This window comes from Nonomuraea sp. NPDC049152 (assembly GCF_040648355.1).
Classification (GTDB): Bacteria; Actinomycetota; Actinomycetes; order Streptosporangiales; family Streptosporangiaceae; genus Nonomuraea.
This window is the reverse complement of sequence record NZ_JBEZDO010000007.1, coordinates 249,727-270,755: the sequence shown is the minus strand read 5'-3', so window position 1 is coordinate 270,755 and position 21,029 is coordinate 249,727. Positions and strand designations below refer to the sequence as shown.

General features: G+C 71.7%; 18 protein-coding genes. 12 read left to right on the top strand and 6 right to left on the bottom strand.

Annotated elements, in window-relative coordinates:
* The first annotated feature begins 11 nt into the window (after positions 1-11).
* The 3 genes from AB0B45_RS16205 to AB0B45_RS16195 all read left to right on the top strand — a co-directional run bounded on the left by AB0B45_RS16205 (position 12) and on the right by AB0B45_RS16195 (position 5,751).
* Positions 12-1,277: an MATE family efflux transporter gene (locus AB0B45_RS16205; RefSeq protein ID WP_358130938.1), complete on the top strand. Its 1,266-nt coding sequence runs from the start codon at positions 12-14 to the stop codon at positions 1,275-1,277.
* Between the two features lie 199 nt (positions 1,278-1,476).
* Positions 1,477-2,487, top strand: coding sequence for a hypothetical protein (locus tag AB0B45_RS16200; protein ID WP_358130935.1), 1,011 nt, complete (start codon positions 1,477-1,479; stop codon positions 2,485-2,487).
* A gap of 117 nt (positions 2,488-2,604) precedes the next feature.
* Positions 2,605-5,751: a hypothetical protein gene (locus tag AB0B45_RS16195; protein WP_358130933.1), complete on the top strand. Its 3,147-nt coding sequence runs from the start codon at positions 2,605-2,607 to the stop codon at positions 5,749-5,751.
* Here the strand turns inward: AB0B45_RS16195 and AB0B45_RS16190 are convergent.
* On the bottom strand, positions 5,723-6,097 hold the full coding sequence (locus AB0B45_RS16190; protein WP_358130930.1) for a hypothetical protein: 375 nt from the start codon (positions 6,095-6,097) through the stop codon (positions 5,723-5,725). The genes AB0B45_RS16195 and AB0B45_RS16190 overlap by 29 nt on opposite strands.
* 60 nt (positions 6,098-6,157) lie before the next feature.
* On the opposite strand from AB0B45_RS16190, the gene AB0B45_RS16185 reads away from it, so the two are divergent.
* From AB0B45_RS16185 to AB0B45_RS16155, 7 genes are all read left to right on the top strand, one after another.
* Positions 6,158-7,120 carry an NAD-dependent epimerase/dehydratase family protein gene (locus AB0B45_RS16185; protein WP_358130927.1) on the top strand — a complete coding sequence of 321 codons (963 nt, stop codon included), beginning with the start codon at positions 6,158-6,160 and terminating at the stop codon, positions 7,118-7,120.
* A complete protein-coding gene (gene lhgO / locus AB0B45_RS16180) occupies positions 7,117-8,271 on the top strand; it encodes an L-2-hydroxyglutarate oxidase (RefSeq protein WP_358130925.1) in 1,155 nt (384 codons plus the stop codon). The genes AB0B45_RS16185 and lhgO overlap by 4 nt, the downstream gene beginning before the upstream one ends.
* Positions 8,272-8,288: 17 nt before the next feature.
* Entirely contained in the window at positions 8,289-8,999 is a 711-nt protein-coding gene (locus tag AB0B45_RS16175) for a response regulator transcription factor (protein ID WP_358130922.1), read from the top strand.
* Positions 8,996-10,369, top strand: coding sequence for a HAMP domain-containing sensor histidine kinase (locus tag AB0B45_RS16170; RefSeq protein ID WP_358130920.1), 1,374 nt, complete (start codon positions 8,996-8,998; stop codon positions 10,367-10,369). Before AB0B45_RS16175 ends, AB0B45_RS16170 begins: the two co-directional genes overlap by 4 nt.
* A 42-nt stretch (positions 10,370-10,411) precedes the next feature.
* Positions 10,412-11,092, top strand: coding sequence for a response regulator transcription factor (locus AB0B45_RS16165; RefSeq protein ID WP_358130918.1), 681 nt, complete (start codon positions 10,412-10,414; stop codon positions 11,090-11,092).
* A gap of 68 nt (positions 11,093-11,160) precedes the next feature.
* Positions 11,161-12,915, top strand: a complete 1,755-nt coding sequence (locus tag AB0B45_RS16160; protein ID WP_358130915.1) for an ABC transporter — start codon at positions 11,161-11,163, stop codon at positions 12,913-12,915.
* Positions 12,912-14,504: a YfjP family GTPase gene (locus AB0B45_RS16155; RefSeq protein ID WP_358130912.1), complete on the top strand. Its 1,593-nt coding sequence runs from the start codon at positions 12,912-12,914 to the stop codon at positions 14,502-14,504. The genes AB0B45_RS16160 and AB0B45_RS16155 overlap by 4 nt, the downstream gene beginning before the upstream one ends.
* A 65-nt stretch (positions 14,505-14,569) precedes the next feature.
* Here AB0B45_RS16155 and AB0B45_RS16150 read toward each other — a convergent pair whose 3' ends face one another.
* The gene (locus tag AB0B45_RS16150) at positions 14,570-15,070 is read right to left on the bottom strand and encodes a GNAT family N-acetyltransferase (protein ID WP_358130909.1); all 501 of its coding nucleotides are present in this window, start codon (positions 15,068-15,070) and stop codon (positions 14,570-14,572) included.
* A gap of 311 nt (positions 15,071-15,381) precedes the next feature.
* Between AB0B45_RS16150 and AB0B45_RS16145 the strand changes: the two genes are divergently transcribed.
* The gene (locus AB0B45_RS16145; RefSeq protein ID WP_358130906.1) at positions 15,382-16,218 is read left to right on the top strand and encodes an amidohydrolase family protein; all 837 of its coding nucleotides are present in this window, start codon (positions 15,382-15,384) and stop codon (positions 16,216-16,218) included.
* Positions 16,219-16,241: 23 nt separating this feature from the next.
* Here AB0B45_RS16145 and AB0B45_RS16140 read toward each other — a convergent pair whose 3' ends face one another.
* Positions 16,242-17,054, bottom strand: coding sequence for an SAM-dependent methyltransferase (locus tag AB0B45_RS16140; RefSeq protein WP_358130904.1), 813 nt, complete (start codon positions 17,052-17,054; stop codon positions 16,242-16,244).
* A gap of 144 nt (positions 17,055-17,198) precedes the next feature.
* On the opposite strand from AB0B45_RS16140, the gene AB0B45_RS16135 reads away from it, so the two are divergent.
* Positions 17,199-17,648 (top strand): hypothetical protein, encoded by a 450-nt coding sequence (locus AB0B45_RS16135; RefSeq protein WP_358130901.1) that lies wholly within the window; start codon positions 17,199-17,201, stop codon positions 17,646-17,648.
* A 17-nt stretch (positions 17,649-17,665) separates the two neighbouring features.
* Here the strand turns inward: AB0B45_RS16135 and AB0B45_RS16130 are convergent, their stop codons facing one another.
* From AB0B45_RS16130 to tdh, 3 genes are all read right to left on the bottom strand, one after another.
* A complete protein-coding gene (locus AB0B45_RS16130; RefSeq protein WP_358130898.1) occupies positions 17,666-18,547 on the bottom strand; it encodes a LysR family transcriptional regulator in 882 nt (293 codons plus the stop codon).
* Between the two features lie 151 nt (positions 18,548-18,698).
* Positions 18,699-19,871: a glycine C-acetyltransferase gene (locus tag AB0B45_RS16125; RefSeq protein ID WP_358130895.1), complete on the bottom strand. Its 1,173-nt coding sequence runs from the start codon at positions 19,869-19,871 to the stop codon at positions 18,699-18,701.
* Between the two features lie 48 nt (positions 19,872-19,919).
* The gene (gene tdh / locus AB0B45_RS16120) at positions 19,920-20,963 is read right to left on the bottom strand and encodes an L-threonine 3-dehydrogenase (protein ID WP_358130894.1); all 1,044 of its coding nucleotides are present in this window, start codon (positions 20,961-20,963) and stop codon (positions 19,920-19,922) included.
* Between the last annotated feature and the right edge of the window lie 66 nt (positions 20,964-21,029).

The window sequence follows — 21,029 nt, the reverse complement described above, 5'->3', positions numbered from 1 at the left end:
TTGTGCGTTTCATGCATCGCACCATCGCGACCGCCGCGCTTCCGCTCCTCCTGTCCTCCGTCACCGGGCTGGCCGGCTCCCTCGTCGTCACCTCCGTGCTGGGCCGCCACGACACGTCCGCCCTGGCCGCGTTCGCCCTGACCATGGCCGTCCACCACCCCGCCTCCATGGCCGTCATCGGCGGTCTGCGCGGGCTCGCGCCCTTCGTCGCCCCGCACCGCGACGACCCCACCGCCGCGCTCCCCGTCCTGCGCGACGCCCGCTGGCTGGCCCTCCTCATCGGTACGGCAGGCGCGATCGTCGTTGCCTCCGCTCCCCTCATCGCCGTCGTGAGCGGGGCCAGGGTGGAGGGGTTCGGCGTCCTGCCGTACGCACTGGCCTGCTCCCTGCTCGTCACCGCCGCCAACGGCGGCGTGAACACCGTGCTCGTCGCGCTCGGCCACAGCGGGAAGGTGCTGTGGGCGAGCATCGCGGCCACGTCGGTGATCGTGGTCCTGGTGCCGCTGCTGGTGCCGTGGTGGGGGTTGACCGGTGCCGGGCTGGCCTTCCTGTGCTCCTCAGTCACCGGCGCGGCCGTGGCGAACCGCGCCCTGCGCCGGGCGCTCGGACGGGCGGTCGGCAGAGGACGTCCGCGCTTCAGGGAGATCAGGACGATCGCCAGGGTCAGTCTGCCGCTGTCGGGGACGATGCTGATCAAGTTCGGCGGGCTGGGCGTGATGGCCTACGCGGCGGCCAGAACCGGGGTCACGGGGTCGGCGGCGCACGCGATCCTCTACTCGCTGACCGGGTTCCTGATGGTGCCCGCACTCGCCGTGGCCCAGGCGGCGGTGCCGGAGATCGCCCGTGCAGGAGGAGGCCCCGGCAGACGGCACGCCGCCCGCGTGGCCCTCACCCTGGCCGTCTGCGGGGGGCTGGGCGGCGCGCTCCTGGTGCTGGCCTTCGACGGCCCGCTCATCCGCTCCTTCACGGGCGACGCGGCGGTACGCGCGCAGGTGTCGGCCGTGATGGTGATCACGCTCGCGTCGACGCTGGCGGAGGGGGCGTCGGCGGTGATGGGCTTCGCCCTGACCGCGATGAAGAGGTCGAGCCTGAGCCTGTGCTTCCTCGCCATCGGCTGGGGTCTGCTGGCCGTGGCGGCGGGGCCGGTCGTGGAGGCTTGGGGCCTGGCGGGACTGTGGACGGCCATGCTGGCCAACAACGTCCTCCTGGCGATCCTGCAGGGCGGCGGTTTCTTCCGGCACAGCGCTCGGGTAGGGATGGTCATCGCTGGGGCATGATGGGCGAATGGGGGAAGTCCTGGTTCGCACGTTTGCTGGGCTCGTGGTGGCGATCGTGCCGCCGGTGGCTCCTGTCTTCGCCGTCTCGACGCACGCTGATTCGACGCGCGTTGATTCGACATCCGCTGGTTCGGCGCCCGCTGCTCCCGCGTCCGTCGCCTCGGTTCGGGCGGGTGCCGCGCTCGCGGAGGTGGGCTCGTTGGCGCGTGCCGGTGTCGGGCCCGCGCGGGGTGGGCCCTCGTCGACGCCCGCTCGGGGTGAGCGGGAGAAGGTCGCGTTCAAGATCTCCGACCCGAGGATCACCGAGTCGAGCGGGCTGGCGCTCTCGCCGACCAAGGACGGTGTCGTCTACACCCACAACGACAGCAACGCCGGGCCGATCCTCTACGCGCTGGGCGACGACGGGAAGACCAAGGCGACCTTCACCCTGCGGGGCGCGGAGGCGCGGGACTGGGAGGCGATGGCCGCCGTCAAGGACCCCGTGACGGGGCGAGGGGTGTTGTGGCTCGCCGACATCGGCGACAACTTCGACGGCGCGTGGCCCGACATCTCGATCTACAAGGTGCCGGAGCCCTCCACCCTGCGCGACGCCACCCTGCCTGCGGTGCGTTACCGCTTCAAGTACGAGGACGGCGGGCACAACGCCGAAGGCATCATGGTCAACCCGAAGACCGGTCAGCTGTTCGTGGTGACCAAGCAGTTCGCCGGGGGGATCTACGAGGCGCCCAGGCGGTTGCGGACGAACAAGACGAACATCCTGCGTAGGGTGGGCTCCGCGCCGATCATGGCGACGGACGCGGCCTACGCGCCCGACGGGTCGAGCTTCGTCATCCGTACCTACTTCTCCGCGACGGTGTTCAGCGCACTCGACGAGCAGGTGGCGAAGGTGTCGATGCCCGCGCTGGACCAGGCGGAGTCGATCGCGTACACCAGGGACGGCAAGGCGTTGCTGACGGGGAGCGAGGGGGCCAACAGCCCGGTCTACCGCGTGCCGCTGCCCGCCAAGGCGCTGCCCTCCTCGTCGGCACGGCCCAAGGAGAGGGTCGCGTCAGGGAAGAAGGCGTCGTCGGAGGAGGAGGTCACGCCCGCAGCGGGTGCGGAGAAGGCGAACCCTCGTGGTGGGATCACTGGGCGGGACATCCTGGTGTGGCTGGCGGTGGCGCTGGGGGCCACGGGGGTGATCACGGTCATCGCGAAGAAGACGCGCTGAGTCGGGATGCTCAGCTCCATCTGAGTATCCGCACGCAAGCGATCATCAAGTGGTTGCGGCATTGTTCTCGGCATGCACGTGAACTGTCCCGATTGTGGGCTTCTCATCACCGGGCCCGTGGCCGCCTGTCCTCGGTGCGCGTTGCCGCTGGCGGGGCCTGTGGCGGTGGAGCTCTGGCAGGTCGACGGGGCGCTGGCGGGGCTCAGGGCGCGCGAGGTGGAGCTGAAGGGGCGTCGGGAGCATCTGCTCTCGCTCCTGCGCGCCGACCGCGCCCGCTTCCTGGGTCAGGCGGTACGGCAGGGCGTGCCATCGGCTCCCGACGAGGGGGCCGCCGCGCCTGGCGCTGTCGAAGGACCAGCAGGTGCACGGTCTGAGACGAGCGTCCCGCCCGGTGCGGGCCCAGCAGGGGGTCCCCCGGGGGCGGCGGACGGTGGATCCGTGCCCTCGGGTGTCCAGGCACCGCCCAGGTCCGATGTCGGGCCCGATGGGACGCCTGTGGGCGTCGGGACTGCTGGTGGGCCCGGCGAGGCCGGGCGGGGGGAGGTGTCGAAGAGGACGGCGCAGAACGTGCTGCTCATCCTCGGCGGCCTGATGCTGGCCGTGGCCGCGATCGTGTTCACGGTCGTGAGCTGGGGGCACCTCGGCATCGGTGGCAGGGCCGCGATCCTGGCGGGACTGACGGGGGTGACGCTGGCCGTACCGGCGCTGCTGCTCAAACGCGGGCTCAACGCGACCGCGGAGACCATCGGCGTGCTCGGGCTGGCGTTGATGCTGCTCGACGGGTACGCGGCGCGCAGGGTCGGGCTGGTCGACGGCCTGGACGGATGGGACTACGCGGCGGCCACGCTCGTGGTGGTGGCCGTGACCGCCGCCGTCTACGGCAGGGTGTTGCCGCTGAAGGTGCCGCTGCCGCTCGCGGTCGTGCTGATGCAGATGCCCCTGCCGTTGCTGTCCGTCGGCGAGGGCTACGGCTGGTCGAGTGCCGCGCTGGCCGCAACAGTGGTGCTGGACGCCGCCATCTGGACCTTCGCCTCGCGCGACCGGGGTCTTCGGGTGACGGCGACCGTCTGCCTCGCCTTCACGGGGACGATCGCGCTGCTGTGGGCGGGGCTCGCCTCGTTCGGCTTCCACGGGGCGTGGCACGCGGCGGCGCTGGTCGTCCTGGCCGCGGTCGGCGGGTATGTCGCGTTCAGGTCGACGGATGAGGCGGGCGCCGCGTCTCTCGGGTCCGGGGGGTTCGTGGACGGCGGCGGTGCGCGGTCTGTCGGGTCGGGCGTCGTGGGCGGGAGTGCGGGGTCTGTCGGGTCGGGGGGTGTGGTCGGCAGGGCTGCTGCGTCTCTTGGGTCGGCGACGGCGCTGGTCGTGGCGGCGGGCGGGTTCGTGTTCGGGTTGCTGCCCGACGAATGGCGGGTGGTGCCGTACATCGTGGCCGCGTTGGCGGTGACGGCGGTGGCCAGGCTGCTTCCCGTACGGCTCCGCACGTCGTACACCTACGCGGGGGCGGGTCTCGCGCTGGTCAGCGGGTTCCCAGTGCTGCCGCAAACGCTGATCGCCATGCTGGACGCGCCCGTGATGGCCGACGAGTTCTGGGACGGGACGCCCCTCATGCTGCGCGCGGCCCCCGTCGTTTCCGCCCTGCTGGCGACTCTGCCGTTGATCGTGGGCAGGGCGCGGTGGGCGGCATCGGTGTTCGCGGTAGCGGCGGTGTTGGTGGCGCCGGTGGCGTACGGCTTGCCGTACACCGTAGCGGTTGGCGTACAGCTGATCGTGGCGCTGGGATGCACGTTCGCCGTGGTGCGGTTCGGGTCCGCGCCTTGGGCGTGGCTGGCAGGGGTCTCGGGCGGGCTCGCGGTGCTGTGGTCGGTGGGTCAGCGGCCGATGGTGTACGCGGTGCTGGGGGCGTTGCTGGTGGCGTGGGGTGCGCTGTACCGGAGGCCTGCGGCGCTGGTGGGGGCGTCCTTCGCGGGGACGGGGCTGGTGTGGGCGGCGCTGGACGGGCTCGGCGCCCTTCCCCGGGACGCGGCGGCGACCGGGCTCGCGGTGGGCGCGGCGCTGGCACTGCTCGGCTGGTACGGCACGCGCGCCGTCTCGCCGACTCCCGCGCCGACGGGCCCGGCATCTTCTGTGGGATCCGGAAGCGTCCGGCCGGGTGACTCGTGGGCGGGGCTGGTCGGGCGGGTGACGGCGGTTGTGATGGCGGCGGTGGCGCTGCTGGTCGTCGGGGACGTGCTGGTGGGGACGCTGGGGGCGTACCTGCGGGTGTTCGAGGCGTGGAGCGGCGCGCCGGCGTTCACGGGGGGCAGGCCGTTGGCGCTGGTCGTGGTGGGTGTGGCGGGGGCGGTGCTCGCGTTGGCGACCCGGCCCGCGTTCGGGGTGCTGGTGGGTGCGGTCGTGGTCGCTGCGGTACCGGTGGCGGTGCGGGTGCCGTACCTGGCGCTGCTGGTCGTGCTGGTCGTGGCGGCGGCGCTCGCGGCGGGGCTGGCGGCCGGGGGGCGTGGGGGAGCGGCGACCCGGTGGGCGAGCACGGGGGCCGCGCTGTGGCTCGGGTCGTTGGCGCTCGGGTGGGCGCTGGCGGTGGAGACGGCGACGTTGGTCGTGCTGCCCGCGCTGGCCGCCATCGCGGCGCTCGCGGGACTTTTCTGGACCGCACGACCCGGGGCTGCGGGTGGTGCGACGCTCACGGGCCTCCCCTGGACGGTGCGACCCGGGGCTGCCGGTGGTCCGGCGGGCGGGTTGACCGGGAGTGCGGGGGCGGGGGAGGTGCGGTTCTGGTGGATGGTGTTGGCGGGAGTGCTCGTGGCGGGCGAAGCGGTCGCGGTGGCGGCGTCGTTCGGCGTGCGGGTCGTGGAGGCGTACACGCTGCCGTTCGCGCTGCTCCTGCTGGTCGTCGGGTGGTGGCGGGCGAGGGGGAGGGATCTGTCCTCGTGGCCGGTGTACGCGCCCGGTCTGGCGTTGGCGTTCGGGCCGAGCCTGGTGCAGGAGGCCACGCCGCTCCGGGCGCTGCTCCTGGGGGCGGCTGCGCTGGTCGTGACGCTGGCGGGGGCCAGGTGGCGGTTGCAGGCGCCGACCGTCATGGGCGGGATCACGGTGGCGGTGGTGGCGGTGCGGGAGCTGGCGCCGTGGATCGCCGACCTGTTCGGCGTCGTGCCGAGGTGGGTGCCGATGGCGCTCGGCGGCCTACTGCTCGTCGTGGTGGGCGCGACCTACGAGGCGCGCAAGCGTGACGTGCGCAGGCTCAGGGACGCCGTCGCAAGGTTGCGGTGAATCCTTCGCCGCGCAGGGCCCGCTCGACGACCTCGATCGAGCGGCCCAGCGCGACGAGCCTGGGGCCCTCTCGGCGGTAGGTGTCGAGCACGGCCTCGATCGCGTGCGGCGGGAGCTGACCCTTCAGCTCGACGGCCGCCGTCCGGTATCCGGCGCGGGCGGCCTCGACGGCCGAGCGGACGTGGTGGATCGCCATCCTGGCCAGCGCGAGCGGATGGCGGCGGAGCACCTCGTAGGCGCGGTAGTCGGGCGGGACGGCGTCGAGCAGCCACGCCACCGCGGACGTCTCCCAGTCGGGAACGTCGGGTGTGCGGACCTCGGACGGCCATTCCGGAGGCACGTACACGATCTCATCGTACACGTGTTCGATTGAGGTGGGAAACATCCAAGCGCTAGCTTCCTGGCCATGCGCGTGTTGGTGACGGGTGCGTCGGGCTTCATCGGTTCCCACGCGGTCGCCGCGTTGCGGGAGGCGGGCCATGAATGCCTCCTTCTGGTGAGAAACCCGGAAAAGGCGAGGAAGGTGTTCAAGGTCCCTGGCGTCCTCTACGAGGCGGACATCAGGGACGCGGAAGCCGTACGCAAGGCTCTGGAGCAGTGTGACGCCGTCCTGCACGCGGCCGCGGACATGGGTCTGACGGGACACGACGTCGACCTGCACGGCGCGAACGTCCGCGGCCTGAAGAACGTGCTCGCGCAGGCCGTGGACCTGGGTCTCGACCCGGTCGTGCACCTGTCCACCGTCGCGGTGTTCGTACCGCCGAGTGAGCCGGTCATCACCGTGGACAGCCCGCTGGCCAAGCCGCGCAACGCGTACGGCATGACCAAGCTGTACGGCGAGCGCTACGCCAGAGACCTCGAAGGCGTGACGATCGTCTACCCCGGCGGCGTCGCAGGCCCGGGTCAGCCCACGCTCGACGCGCTCAACGAGGGCTTCAGAGCGGGGCTGCGGCAGGGCTGGCCGATCGTGCCCGGCGGGGTGAGCGTGCTCGACGTGCGCGACCTGGCCCTCGCTCTCGCCCGGTGTTTCACCCCGGGCAAGGGCGCTCGCCGCTATCTTCTAGGCGGACACTTCCTGACTTGGGAGCAGGTGGCGGCGGTCTGCGAGGACGTCACGGGACGGCGGGCGCGGCGGTTCAGGGTGCCAGGCGCACTGCTGAGGACGCTGGGCTCCACGCTCGACGTGCTGAAACGCGTCGTCCCCATCGACTACCCGCTGACCCGCGACGCCGCCGACTTCATGCTGACGCTCGTCCCCACCGACGACGTCCCGACGCTGCGCGAGCTGGGGATCACACTGAGACCTGTGGAGAACACCATCGAGGACACCGTGAGGTGGCTCATCGCCGAAGGACACTTGACCTCATGACAGAGCGGATCGGCGTCATCGGGGCGGGCATCGTCGGCTTGGCCGTCGCCCGGGAGCTCGCGCGCACCAGGGGCGCCGAGGTGACCGTCCTGGAGGGGGAGAACAGGGTCGGAGCCCACCAGACGGGCCACAACAGCGGGGTCGTGCACGCGGGCATCTATTACCCGCCGGGCTCGCTCAAGGCGACCCTGTGCAGGGAGGGTGTGGCGCTGCTGCGGGAGTACTGCGCCGAGCACGGCCTGCCGTACGAGGAGGTGGGCAAGCTGGTGGTCGCCTCCACCGCGGCCGAGCGGCCCGCGCTGCGCGCCCTCGCCGAGCGGGCGAGGGCCAACGGGGTGCCGGGGATCGCCGAGCTCGACGCGCTCGGCCTGCGCGAGGTCGAGCCGCACGCGGTCGGCGTCGCCGCCGTCCACTCGCCGCACACCGCGATCGCCGACTTCCCCGCCGTCGCGCGCAGGCTCGCGCGTGACGTGGCCGAGCTGGGCGGTTCGGTACGGCTGGCCCACCCGGTGAGGGCGATCCGCGAGAGCGCGAGCAAGGTGGAGGTGCTGGCGGGCCGCAGGAGGTTCGCCTTCGACAGCGTCGTGGCCTGCGCCGGCCTCGGCACCGACGCCGTCGCCAGGATGGCGGGTGAGCGGGGCGAGGTGCGGATCGTGCCGTTCAAGGGCGAGTACTACGCGCTGGCCGGATCGGCGAAGGACCTCGTGCGCGGCCTGATCTACCCGGTGCCCGACCCGCGCTACCCCTTCCTCGGCGTTCACCTGACCAGGCGGATCGACGGCGAGGTGCTGGTCGGGCCCAACGCGGTGCTCGGCGACGTGCGCGCGCTGCTGACCTGGGAGGGCACCCGCAGGCTGGCGCGCAGGCACTGGCGCACCGGCCTCAGGGAGCTGTACGGTTCGGCCGTCAAGGGCGCGTTCGTCAGGGCCGCCAGGCGCTACGTCCCCTCGATCACCGCCGCCGACCTCGAACCGACCGAGGGAGGCGTGCGGGCCCAGGCGGTGGCCCGGGACGGCGGCATGGTCGACGACTTCGTGATCGACCTCCACGGGCGGATCGCTTTGGTGCGCAACGCGCCCTCTCCGGCCGCCACCTCCAGCCTCGCGATAGCAAGGCATATCGCGGGGATTGTCCCAGCACTCGCCCGTTAAGGGCATTCTTAGATGTGATGGCCACTATGGACGCCGTGGAAGCACGCCTGCTGATCGTCGAGGACGAGCCGAACATCCTCGAACTACTCGCCGCGAGCCTGAGGTTCGCGGGTTTCGACGTGTCCACCGCGAAGAACGGACTCGACGCGGTGACCGCCGTGCAGCGGCACCGCCCCGACCTCGTCGTGCTCGACGTGATGCTGCCTGACCTGGACGGGTTCGAGGTCGTGCGGCGGCTGCGCAGCAGCGGGCAGGGCACGCCGGTGGTGTTCCTCACGGCTCGTGACGAGACGGAGGACAAGATCCGCGGGCTCACGATCGGCGGCGACGACTACGTCACCAAGCCGTTCAGCCTGGAGGAGGTGGTGGCCAGGATCCGCGCGGTGCTCCGCCGTACCTCGGGAGATCCGCAGGCGCCGCCGCCTCGGCTGACGTTCGCCGACATCGAGCTGGACGAGGAGAGCCACGAGGTGTGGAGGGGCGGCAGAGCCGTGTCGCTGTCGCCGACGGAGTTCAAGCTCCTGCGCTACCTCATGGCAAACGCGGGCAGGGTGCTGTCCAAGCCGCAGATCCTCGACCACGTCTGGGACTACGACTTCAGGGGCGAGGTGGGCATCGTCGAGTCGTACGTGTCCGTGCTCCGCCGCAAGATCGACAACAAGGAGCCGCGGCTCATCCACACGCTGCGCGGCGTGGGTTACGTGCTGCGCAGCCCTCCCGAGCCATGACCCTCAGGATCAGGCTCATCGCCGCGACCCTCCTGTTGCTGGCGTTCGGGCTCACCTTCATCGGCGTGCTGAGCGTCTCGGTCCTGCACAACTACCTCATCGACAGGGTCGACACGCAGATCTCCGTGGTGGCGGCCAGGGCGCTCATCCGGGTCCAGCACAAGGGCGCTCCAGGGCTGAAGAACCTCGTCCTGGAGCCCGACGCGATCGTCAACGCGGGCGGTACGTGGGTCAGCGGCCTCGACGCCGACCACCGGCCGCCGCCGGTCGTGCCCATGCCGCCGCCTGTCGTGCCCACGACCGTCCCCGCCGTCTCGGGCGACGGGGAGTGGCGGTTGCAGCAGGCGCGCGGGCCGGAGAACGTCACCGTGCTGATCGCCATGGACCTGGACGAGGTCACGCAGATCACCCGCAGGCTCGCGCTCATCGAGCTGCTCGGCGGCGGCGGCATCATGCTGATCCTGACCGTCGTGGGCATCACGACCGTGCGCAAGAGCATGCGCCCGCTGGCCGAGATCGAGCGTACGGCGGAGGCCATCGCGGGCGGCGAGCTCGGCAGAAGGGTGCCGGACGGCGACCCGCGCACCGAGGTGGGACGGCTCGCCCGCGCGCTCAACGGCATGCTCGCCCAGATCGAGGCGGCGTTCGCGGCGCGGACCGCGTCGGAGAAGGCGGCCAGCAGGTCCGAGGAGCGGATGCGGCGCTTCGTCGCCGACGCCGCGCACGAGCTGCGCACGCCGCTGACCACGATCCGCGGCTTCGCCGAGTACGCCAGGCAGAACCCCGAGGCCGACCCCGCCGAGATGCTCGGCCGCGTCGAGCGCGCGGCGGGCAGGATGAGCCTGCTGGTCGACGACCTGCTGCTGCTGGCCAGAGTGGACCAGCAGCGCCCGCTGCAGACGCGGCCCGTCGACATGCTCGCGCTGGCCGCCGACGCCGTCCACGACGCCCGCTTCCTGGCCCCCGACCGCGGCATCTCGCTGGAGGTCGTCGGCGGCGCCGCCCTCATCGTCTCCGGCGACGAGGTACGGCTGCGCCAGGTCGTCGGCAACCTCATGTCCAACGCGCTCACCCACACACCCCAGGACACGCCCGTCACGATCAGGGTCGGCGCCACCGGCGCCACGGTGTTCCTCGAAGTGGTCGACAAGGGGCCAGGGCTCACCCCGGAGCAGGCCGAAAGGGTCTTCGAGCGCTTCTACCGCGCCGACTCGGCCCGCGCCCGCAGGTCGGAGGACGACAGGGGCAGCGGCCTCGGCCTGGCGATCGTCGAGGCGCTCATGGAGGCGCACGGCGGCAGCGTGGTCGTCCGCAGCGTGCCGGGCGAGGGCGCGACGTTCAGGGTAGAACTCCCACTCGCTCCTGAGTAACCCTTCAGCTTTTCCTCAGCCTGCTGCGGCACCCTGGCGGATGTGAACACACCTGAGGCGTTGATCCTGGTGGTGGACGACGAGCCGAGCATCCGCGACCTGCTCTCCGCCAGCCTGCGCTTCTCCGGCTTCGAGGTGCTGACCGCCGCCGACGGCCTGGAGGCCGTGGAGATCGCCGAGCGGGCCAGGCCCCATCTCGTGGTGCTCGACGTGATGTTGCCCGACCTGGACGGGTTCGAGGTGGCCAAGCGGCTGGACGCGCCCGTGCTCTTCCTGACCGCGCGGGACGCGGTCGACGACAAGCTGACCGGGCTCGGGCTCGGCTCCGACTACGTGACCAAGCCGTTCAGCCTGGAGGAGGTGCTGGCCAGGGTGCAGGCGGTGCTCCGCCGTACCAGGGGGGAAGTGGGCGGCGCCCGCCTGCAGGTGGCCGATCTGGTGCTGGACGAGACCGAGCGCGAGGTGTGGCGTGGCGGGCGGCAGGTGCACCTGTCGCCGACGGAGTACAAGCTGCTGCACTACTTCATGGCCAACGCGGGCAGGGTGCTGTCCAAGGCGCAGATCCTCGATCACGTGTGGAACTACGACTTCGGCGGCGACGCGGGAGTGGTCGAGTCGTACGTGTCGTACCTGCGGCGCAAGGTCGACGACGTGCAGCCACGGCTCATCCACACGCTGCGGAGCGTCGGGTATGTGCTCAGGGAGCCACCGCCGGACTCGTGAGGAAGATGTGCCACAAATATCCGCCGTGGCGGTCCGACACGGGCGATTCCAATGACTAGCGTGGTTGCATGGACCTCCTCGAGGCGTTGCGTTCTCTGCGGCGCCTGCTCTCCGCCGACCTGTTCCCCCTGGCCATCGGCGAGGTGGAGGCCGACAGGCGGGCGCTGCGCGAGCTGAGGGGACAGCTGGACGACTACCTGCTGCCCAGGCTGCTGGCGATCGACGCGCCGCTGCTGGCCGTGGTCGGGGGGTCCACGGGCGCCGGCAAGTCGACGCTGGTCAACTCGCTGGTGGGGGCCGACGTCTCCGAGCCTGGCGTGCTGCGGCCCACCACGCTGGCGCCGACGCTGGCCGTCAGCGCCGCCGACACGCCCTGGTTCATGTCCCTGGAGGTCCTGCCGGGGCTGCCGCGGGTGACGGGGTCCTCGGGTGATCCGGGAACGCTGCGGGTGGTGACGGTGCCCTCGCTGCCGCAGGGCCTGGCGCTGCTCGACGCGCCCGACATCGACTCGGTGGTGACCGCGAACAGGGAGCTGGCGTCGCAGCTGCTCGCGGCGGCCGACCTGTGGCTGTTCGTCACCACCGCGGCCCGCTACGCCGACGAGGTTCCGTGGAGCTTCCTGCGCTCGGCGCGCGAACGGAGCACCGCCCTCGCGATCATCCTCGACAGGGTGCCGCCCGACGCGGTCGAGCCCGTCTCCGCCGACCTGGCCCGCCTGCTGGAGGTCAACGGCCTCGCGGGCACGCCGCTGTTCACCGTGCAGGAGGCGGTGCTGCTGAGCGAGAAGGGGCGCCTGCACCCCGACGCCGTGCGGCCGATCACTGAATGGCTGTCCGGGCTCGCCGCCTCCTCGGCCGCACGGGCGCGGGTGGTGCGGCAGACGCTCGCGGGGGCGCTGGACAGCCTCACGAACAGGGTGCCCGCGCTGGCGTCCGCCGTCGCCCAGCAGCGCAAGGGCGCCGAACGGCTGGCCGAGATCGTCTCCGCCGCCTACTCGGGCGGGATGGCCGACTTCGACGAGGGCATGAGGGACGGCTCGCTGCTGCGCGGGGAGGTGATGGCGAGATGGCAGGACTTCATCGGGACCGGCGACCTCATGCGCTCGCTCGAATCCCGCATCGGCTGGCTGCGTGACCGGCTGTCGGCCTTCTTCACCGGCGGGCAGGCGCCGCAGGTCAGGCTGCGGGTGGCGCTGGAGAGCGGGGTCGCCTCGCTGATCAGGGGCGCGGCGGACGGCGCGGCCGAGCGGGCGCTCGACGGCTGGACGGCGGCGCCCGGCGGCATGGACCTCCTGAACAAGGCGGGGGCGGTCGCGGCGGCCAGGCTGGGGCGCGCCTCGTCGGGCATCGACTACGACGACGTGGTGCGCGGATGGCAGAACTACGTCCTCGACCTCGTCAGGGCGGAAGGTGAGGAGAAGCGCACCACCGCGAGGGTGGCCTCCTTCGGCATCAACGGGGCGGGGCTGCTGCTGATGCTCGCCGTCTTCGCCTCCACCGGCGGGCTGACGGGCGTGGAGATCGGCATCGCGGGCGGCACGTCGGTGCTGTCGCAGAAGGTTCTGGAGGCGATCTTCGGAGACCAGGCGGTGCGCACGCTGACGGCCAAGGCGAGGGAGGACCTGCGAGCCAGGGTGCAGAAGCTGCTGGACGCGGAGGCGGCCAGGTTCACGGCGCTGCTGGAGGAGGTCGCGGTGCCGGAGGACATGGCGGCCGAGCTGGTCAAGGCGGCGGAGGCGGTCCGCGACCACAAGGCCGAGCTGCCCTCGGGCGAGACAGGCGAGCGGAACCGGCCGGAACCCGGTGCGGGGGAGGAGGCGTGAAGCTGTTGCGGCGCAAGGAGGGCCCCTCGCTGGACGACCGGCTGGCCGGCCTGCTGGAGGCGGCCGAGCTGGCGGAGGGCAGGCTCCCTCCCGAGCCGGTCGCGGCGGCCCTGGAGGTGGCCGAGCGGGCAGGGGCACGGCGCAGCCTCTCGGTCGACCACACGGTGGCCGCGCTCGCGGGCGCGACGGGCAGCGGCAAGTCGTCGCTGTTCAACGCGCTGGCCGGAGGCGAGCTGGCCAGGGTCGGCGTCACCAGGCCGACCACCTCCACCGCCCAGGCAGCGCTGTGGGACGGCACGGGCGCCGGCCCGCTGCTCGACTGGCTGGAGGTGCCCCATCGCCACGAGGTCACCGGCGATCCCCAAGGGTTGGTCCTGCTCGACCTGCCCGACCACGACTCCATCGAGCTGAGCCACCGGCTGGAGGTGGACCGGCTCGTCGAGCTGGTCGACCTGCTGGTGTGGGTGGTCGACCCGCAGAAGTACGCCGACGCCGCCCTCCACGAGCGTTACCTGCGCCCGCTGTCCGAGCACGGCGAGGTGATGGTGGTCGTGCTCAACCAGATCGACAGGCTGCCGTCGGGCTCGGTCGAACGCTGCCTGGCCGACCTGCGCCGCCTGCTCGACGAGGACGGCCTGCACGGCGTGCCCGTGGTGGGCGCCTCGGCGCGGACCGGCGAGGGACTGGCCGCGCTGCGCGGGCTGCTGGAGGAGCGCGTCGCCGAACGGGCGTCGTGGGCTGCCCGTCTGTCGGCCGACGTGTCCACCGCCGCCGCGCGGCTGGCCGCCTGCGGCGGGGCGGGGGCGGTGGGCTGCGCCGTACCGGATGAGAGGCGGCTCACGACGGCGCTCGCCGAGGCGGCGGGTGTGCCGCTGGTGGTGGAGGCGGTCGCCAGGGCCCACACGCACCGGGCGGTGGCCGCGACCGGCTGGCCGATGACCAGGTGGATGCGCAGGTTCAGGCCCGACCCGCTGCGCAGGCTCGGCCTCGGGAGCGGCGCGAAGGGCGAGCTGGTCGGCAGGAGCTCGCTGCCCGAGGCGTCGGCCGTGCAGCGGGCGCGCATGGAGACGGCCATCAGGGACGTGGGCGAGGCGTCCGCGCGCGACCTGCCCGCCCCGTGGGCCGCCGCCGTACGGCGGGCGGCCAGGTCCCGCGAAGCGGACCTGGCGGCGGCGCTCGACAAGGTGGTGGCCACCGTCTCGCTCGGCGCGGCCCGCAGGCCGCGCTGGTGGGCGGCCGTCGGAGGGCTGCAGTGGCTGGTGTTCGCGGCGACGGTGCTGGGCGCGGTCTGGCTCGGCGTGCTGTTCGCGCTGACCTACCTGAGGCTGCCCGAGCCCAGGCTGCCGACGGTCGGCGAGCTGCCGTGGCCGACCGTCCTGCTGATCGGCGGGGCGATCGCGGGCCTGTTGATCGCGCTGCTCTCCAGACTGGCCGCGAAGCTGGGCGGCAGGCGCAGGGCCAGGCGCGTGGCCAAGGCGCTGCGGTCGGGCGTGGCGCACGTGGGGGAGGACCTGGTGCTGGAGCCGGTGAAGGAGGAGCTCGGCCGGTACAGCCGCTTCACCGAGGCGCTCGGGACCGCCAGGGCCTGAGCCCGGCGATCTCGCGCGCCACCCTTCGAGGACCGGCGGCGCGATGCCGCCGGTCCTTTCTGGGACTAGCCGGTCACCGTGGTGGCGTAGTGGGCGAGCGTGGCGTCACGGCTCAGCAGCCGCAGCCCCGCCTTCTCCAGCACGCGCGCCGAGCCGGGGTTCGACAGCTCCACGCCGGCGCGCACGGTGCGCACGCCTGGCGCGGTGAAGGCGAACTCCACCAGGGCGCGGGTGGCCTCGGTGGCGTAGCCGCGCCCCCGCCTGGAGGGCACGACGCCGTAGCCGATCTCGAGAGCGCCGTCGCTCGGCGGCCAGAACAGGCCGATCGCGCCGACCACGAGGCCGGTCTCCCGCTCGACGATCTGGCGCTGGCCGTACTCGCCGGAGGCGTCCGGGTGCTCGGCGACGAAGCCGGCGATGACGCGGTCGCCCTCGGCGGGGAAGTCCTCGGCCCAGTGCGCGGGCCGGGGGCCTTCCAGGACGGCGGTGATCTCGGCGGGCGACCACGGCCGCAGGACGAGGCGGTCGGTGATCAGGTCGAGGCCGGACGGGTGAAATGAGGACACGCGAAGACTCCTGGTCTTGGGAAGGACCCGGGCCGCTCGCTCATCGGATGGCGGCCCGGACAAGGGCATGACGAAGAGGCTCGTGGGCAGCCATATTCATCAACCTCCCTCGTCTCGCGCGTGCCGCAGCAGACTAGCAGGGCGCCGGCCCCCGACGATCACGAGGCCGACGTCGGCCGCGCGGGTGGGGCCTGTGGCCAGGCAGGCGAGGTCGGGGGCGGGGCGGCGGGTGTTGGGAGCATCGTTGAGCGCTCCTGCACGATCTTTCGCCTGTCTGCATTGATCATCCAGGCGGCGCGGGAGAGGGTGAGATGGTGATTATCGATGTCTGGGCGCAACCCACCATGGGTGGACGGCCCGGCAGGCTGCCCATGCCGGAGATCAGGCGGCTGTTCGAGAAGTCGGGGAGCGCCGACCTGATCGACAAGCCCGTCACCCCCGGCGAGCTCGTCGCACTCATGGACGCGGCCGGGGTCGACGTGCTCCTGCTGTCGGCGTGGCACCGGCCGGGCGGGTGGGTGATCAGCAACGACGACGTCGCCACCTTCACCGCGGCCTATCCCAGCCGGTTCGCCGGGCTCGCGGCGGTGAACCTGGCCCATCCCGTCGCGGCCGTGGCGGAGCTGCGCCGCGCGGTGGAGGAACTGGGGTTCGTCGGGCTGCGGATGGTGCCGTGGCTGTGGGAGCTCCCGCCTGACCACCGGCTCTACTACCCGCTCTACACCACCTGCGTCGAGCTCGGCGTCCCCTTCTGCACCCAGGTGGGGCACACGGGGCCGCTGAAGCCGTCGGAGACGGGCCGGCCGGTGCCGTACCTGGACAGGATCGCGCTGGACCTGCCCGAGCTGGTGATCGTCGGCGGTCACATCGGGCACCCGTGGACCGACGAGATGATCGGCGTCGCGTGGAAGCACGACAACGTCTTCATCGACACCTCGGCCTACCTGCCGCGCTACTACCCGCCGCAGCTGGTGCACTTCATGAACACCTACGGCAGGGGCAAGGTGATGTTCGGGACGAACTGGCCGCAGCTCTCCCACGACCGCGCCCTCGCCCAGGTCGATGAGCTCGGCCTGACCGCCGAGGCCCGCGACGACTTCCTCGGCGGTACGGCCCGCCGGGTCTTCAGGCTCGGGGGTGAGGGCTGAGTCCAGGGCCTGAGGCCTCCGGCTCAGATCAGGCGGCCGACGCCGCCGTCGACGCGCAGGTGCGGCGTGCCGTCCAGCAGGCTGATCTGTTCCTCGTCGCCGATCTGCCAGTCCTGCACGGGAACGAGACCTGGACCGATCAGCTCGAACCCGTCGAACAGCCTCATGAGCTGGGTGCGATCGCGGAAGACGGACTGCGCGGGAGAGTTCGCGGTCGCCATCTTCAGCTGCGCGATCGCCTCGGGCGTGCTTTCTGCCATCGTGTGGGAGATCACCAGGTGGCTGCCGGGCGCCATGCGCTCCTTGAAGGCCGCCACGATCCCGGCGGGATCCTCCTCGTCCATGACGAAGTGCAGCACGCCGACCATCAGCACCGCGACGGGCTGGTCGAAGTCGATGAGACCGGTGACGTGCGGGTCGCCGAGGATGTCCTTGGGGCGGCGCACGTCGGCCTGGATGCTCGCGACGCCCGGCATGTCGGCCAGCAGCACCTCGGCGTGCAGCCGCACCACCGGGTCGTAGTCCACGTAGATCACCCGGCACGCGGGGCTCACACCGCGGGCCACCTCGTGGACGCTGGGCGAGGTCGGGATGCCGGTGCCCAGGTCGATGAACTGCCGCACGCCCTGCTCGGCCAGGTAGCGCACCGCCCCGGCCAGGAACAGCCTGTTGGCGCGGGCCACCAGCCGCGTGTCCGGAGCGACCGAGAGGAGCGTCTCGGCCACGGCGCGGTCGATCGCGAGATGGTCCTTGCCGCCGAGCAGATAGTCGTAGACGCGCGCTGAACTCGGCACCGTCGGGTCGACACCCGGAGGAACGCGCTCTAACCCAGCCACAGCGTCTCCTTCACCTCAAAACTTCGGATCGCCATGCTACTCGGCCATCCGCGACAGATCATTGATATTTCTCTTGACAGTCAAGTAGTTCGAATGCCAAGATAAAAATGTCTCGGAAATCAAGAGAAATCGAAGGAGTCGATCATGGAGATCACCACCACCGAACGCGTCGAGGCCTTTCACACCGCCACCAAGAAGCTCGGCCGCTGGACCGAGGCCAACAGGTTCGAGGTCCGCGCCAGGCGCGGCTACGCCGTCCTCGACCTGCGGGCCGTGCCCGAGGGAGACGTCGAGGTCCGCATCGACGCCGAGCGGTCCTCGCTCAGGCTGCTGCTGCCGGACAACGCGGTGGTCGACCAGTGGGATCTGCGCGTCGTCGGTCGCGGAGGGGTCAAGGACAGGGAGCGGACCATCGCCACCGGCGGGTTCACCGTCAAGCTGGTCGGCGAGATCAGACACGGCGAGGTCAAGGTCACCAGGGGCGGCGTGGCCACGCTGGCCGCGATGTTCTCCAGCGAGTTCGTCGAGGACGTCCGCCGCGCGCACCGCGAGGGCGGGGTCCCGACCGTGCACGACCCCCGTCCGGCGCTCTGAGCCGGGCGGAGCCGGCGTCAGTCCAGCGGGCGGCCGGCGGTGAGAGTGGTGAGGAGCGGGCGCAGGAGCGGGTGGAGATCGGCGCCGCGGCGGACGGCCGCGAAGACGCGGCGCTCGGGGCCGGGGATCCGGCGGACGATCACGCTGGACAGGTCGAGGTCGCGCAACGCCGTGCGGGGCACGAGCGCGACCCCCGCACCCGCGCCCACCAGCGCGACGACGGCGCGGAAGTCGTCGGAGGAGTGCGCGAACCCCGGCGTGAAACCCTCCCGCTCGCAGGCGAACGTGATCACGTCGTGGACCGGATTGCCGGGATAGGGGCCGATCCACGGCTCGTCCGCCACCTCGGACAGCGAGGAGGCGGGGGCGTGGTCCACGGGAAGCAGCAGATCGAAGGGCTCGGCGTAGAGAGGCAGGCGGGTCAGGCGCTGGTCGTCGGGCGCGCCGCGATACTCCACCGCGATCGCCAGGTCCGCCTCGTCGTCGAGCAGCATGGTGAGGCCGCGATCGCCCTCGGCGTCCAGGACGCGGATCTTCAACGCGGGAGCCGTCGCGCGCAGGGCTCTGATGGCGGGGGCCAGCACGACGCTGATCGCGGTCGCGAACGAGGCGACCGTCACCTCGCCCGCCGACCCCGTCGTGTAGGCGGCGACCTCCGCCTCCGCGCGTTCGAGCTGGGCGAGGACCTCGTCGGCGTGAGCGAGCATGATGCGGCCCACGGCGGTGAGCCTGATGCCGCGGCCGTCGCGGGCGAACAGGCGGTGGCCCACCTCGTGTTCGAGCGCGCCGAGCTGCTGGGAGACGGCGGAGGGCGTCAGGTGCAGCGCGGCGGCCGCCGCGGTCACCGTGCCGTGATCCGCCACCGCGCGCAACGTCCGCAGCCGGCGAGTGTCAATCACCAACCCATTGTGCCGCCGTACGGCAGGCGGCCCCGCCACTCCAGCGGGCCCGGCGTGACGGTGGCCGGCCGCAGTCCTGCTGGAGTGGCGTGATGGACGGGCGGTCAGCGGTGACCACGGGGGCCTCGGCCGCGCTTGCCGTAGTGGAGGATCAGTTGTCGCGGGCCGCGATGAACGCCGCTACCGCGCGGTCGACGTCGTCGGAGGAGTGGGCCGCCGACAACTGCACCCGGATGCGGGCCTGCCCGTGCGGGACCACGGGGTAGGAGAAGCCGATCACGTAGATGCCCTGGTCGAGCAGGCGGTCGGCCATCGAGGCCGCCTCGGCGGCGTCGCCGATCATCACGGGCGCGATCGGGTGGTCGCCCGGCAGCACGTCGAAGCCCGCCTCGGTCATCTTCGTCCGGAACCGCCGCGTGTTGTCGCGCAGCCGCTCGCGCGCCTCGCTGGAGCTCTCCAGCAGGTCGAGGATGCGCAGCGACGCCGACGCGATGACCGGCGCGAGCGAGTTGGAGAACAGGTAGGGGCGCGAGCGCTGCCGCAGCAGCTCGCAGATCTCCTTGCGCGCCGACACGTAGCCGCCGCTGGCCCCGCCCAGGGCCTTGCCGAGCGTGCCGGTGATGATGTCGACCCTGTCGGTGACCTCGTGCAGCTCGGGCGTGCCGCGCCCGGTCGGGCCGACGAAGCCGACCGCGTGGGAGTCGTCGACCATGACCATCGCGCCGTACTGGTCGGCGAGGTCGCAGATCTCCCGCAGCGGGGCGAGGTAGCCGTCCATGGAGAACACGCCGTCGGTCACGATCAGCTTGCGCCGCGCGTCGGACGCCTCCTTGAGCCTGGCCTCGAGCTCGGCCATGTCGCGGTTGGCGTACCGATAGCGGCGGGCCTTGGACAGCCTGATGCCGTCGATGATGCTGGCGTGGTTGAGCGCGTCGGAGATCACCGCGTCCTGGGCGTCGAGCAGCGTCTCGAACACGCCGCCGTTGGCGTCGAAGCAGGAGCTGTAGAGGACGGTGTCCTCCATGCCGAGAAAGTCGGAAAGGCGTGACTCGAGCTCCTTGTGCACCTCCTGCGTGCCGCAGATGAAGCGCACGGAGGCCATGCCGAAGCCCCACCTGTCGAGCGCCTCCTTGGCGGCCTCGATCACCTCGGGGTTGTCGGCCAGGCCGAGATAGTTGTTGGCGCAGAAGTTCAGGACTTCGCGGCCCGCGACGCCGACCGTGGCGTTCTGCGGGGTGGTGATGACGCGTTCGGGCTTGAGCAGCCCTGCCGAGGTGATCTCGTCCAGCGTGGCACGCAGGTCATCCCGCGTCGTTCCGAACATCACACGCTCCAATCCTTCGTGGTCTGGTGAGGGGGACGCCTTCGGGGGTCATGCGCGGGGTGAGGCGTCACTCCAGTCGAGGATGACCTTCCCGGTCCTGCCGCTCGCCGCGGTGTCGAAGGCGGCGTCGAAGTCGCGGTAGGAGAACCTGTCGGTGATCACGGGGGAGAGGTCGAGCCCCTTCTCCAGCAGGACCGACATGTTGTACCAGGTCTCGTACATCTCGCGGCCGTAGATGCCCTTGATGGTGATCATCGAGGTGACGACCGTGGCCCAGTCGATCGCGAACTCCTCGGCGGGCAGGCCCAGCATGGCGATCCTGCCGCCGTGGGTCATGTTCGCGATCATGTCGCGCATCGCCTGCGGGTGTCCGGACATCTCCAGGCCGACGTCGAAGCCCTCGCGCATGCCGAGCCGCTTCACGCCGTCGGCGATGGAGCTCTGCCTGATGTCGAGCGCGAGGCTGACGCCCAGCTTGCCGGCCAGGTCGAGGCGCTCGGGGCTGACGTCGGTGATCATGACGTTGCGGGCGCCCACGTGGGTGGCGACGGCGGCGGCCATCAGCCCGATCGGGCCCGCGCCCGTCACCAGCACGTCCTCCCCGACCAGCGGGAAGGAGAGCGCGGTGTGGACGGCGTTGCCGAACGGGTCGAAGATCGCCGCGATGTCGGGGTCGACGGGGATGCGGTGGACCCAGACGTTCGACGCCGGCAGCGTCACGTACTCGGCGAACGCTCCGTCGCGGTTGACGCCGAGTCCGACGGTGTTGATGCACAGGTGGCGGCGGCCCGCCATGCAGTTGCGGCACTTGCCGCACACGATGTGGCCCTCGCCGCTGACCAGGTCGCCGACCTTGATGTCCTCGATGCCCTGCGCGACCTCGACGACCTCGCCTGAGAACTCGTGCCCGACGACGAGGGGGAGCTTCAGCGTGCTCTTCGCCCAGTCGTCATATTTGCGGATGTGGAGGTCGGTGCCGCAGATCCCGGTGCGCAACACCCTGATCTTGACCTCGCCCGGTCCCACGACGGGCTCGGGCACGTCCATCAGCCACAGGCCCGGCTCGGCCTTCTGCTTGACCAGCGCTTTCATGACGGTCGTTTCCCCCTCCTGACAACCTTACGCACTGTGCCGGTGATCACCTCTCGTGTCCATCGA

Bases quoted from the DNA above. Each gene is read 5' to 3' on its own strand.
- AB0B45_RS16205 (WP_358130938.1), top strand. From the start codon at position 12: ATGCATCGCACCATCGCGACCGCCGCGCTTCCGCTCCTCCTGTCCTCC.
- AB0B45_RS16185 (WP_358130927.1), top strand. From the start codon at position 6,158: ATGCGCGTGTTGGTGACGGGTGCGTCGGGCTTCATCGGTTCCCACGCG.
- lhgO (WP_358130925.1), top strand. From the start codon at position 7,117: ATGACAGAGCGGATCGGCGTCATCGGGGCGGGCATCGTCGGCTTGGCC.
- AB0B45_RS16175 (WP_358130922.1), top strand. From the start codon at position 8,289: ATGGCCACTATGGACGCCGTGGAAGCACGCCTGCTGATCGTCGAGGAC.
- AB0B45_RS16170 (WP_358130920.1), top strand. From the start codon at position 8,996: ATGACCCTCAGGATCAGGCTCATCGCCGCGACCCTCCTGTTGCTGGCG.
- AB0B45_RS16160 (WP_358130915.1), top strand. From the start codon at position 11,161: ATGGACCTCCTCGAGGCGTTGCGTTCTCTGCGGCGCCTGCTCTCCGCC.
- AB0B45_RS16145 (WP_358130906.1), top strand. From the start codon at position 15,382: ATGGTGATTATCGATGTCTGGGCGCAACCCACCATGGGTGGACGGCCC.
- AB0B45_RS16135 (WP_358130901.1), top strand. From the start codon at position 17,199: ATGGAGATCACCACCACCGAACGCGTCGAGGCCTTTCACACCGCCACC.
- AB0B45_RS16125 (WP_358130895.1), bottom strand. From the start codon at position 19,871: ATGTTCGGAACGACGCGGGATGACCTGCGTGCCACGCTGGACGAGATC.
- tdh (WP_358130894.1), bottom strand. From the start codon at position 20,963: ATGAAAGCGCTGGTCAAGCAGAAGGCCGAGCCGGGCCTGTGGCTGATG.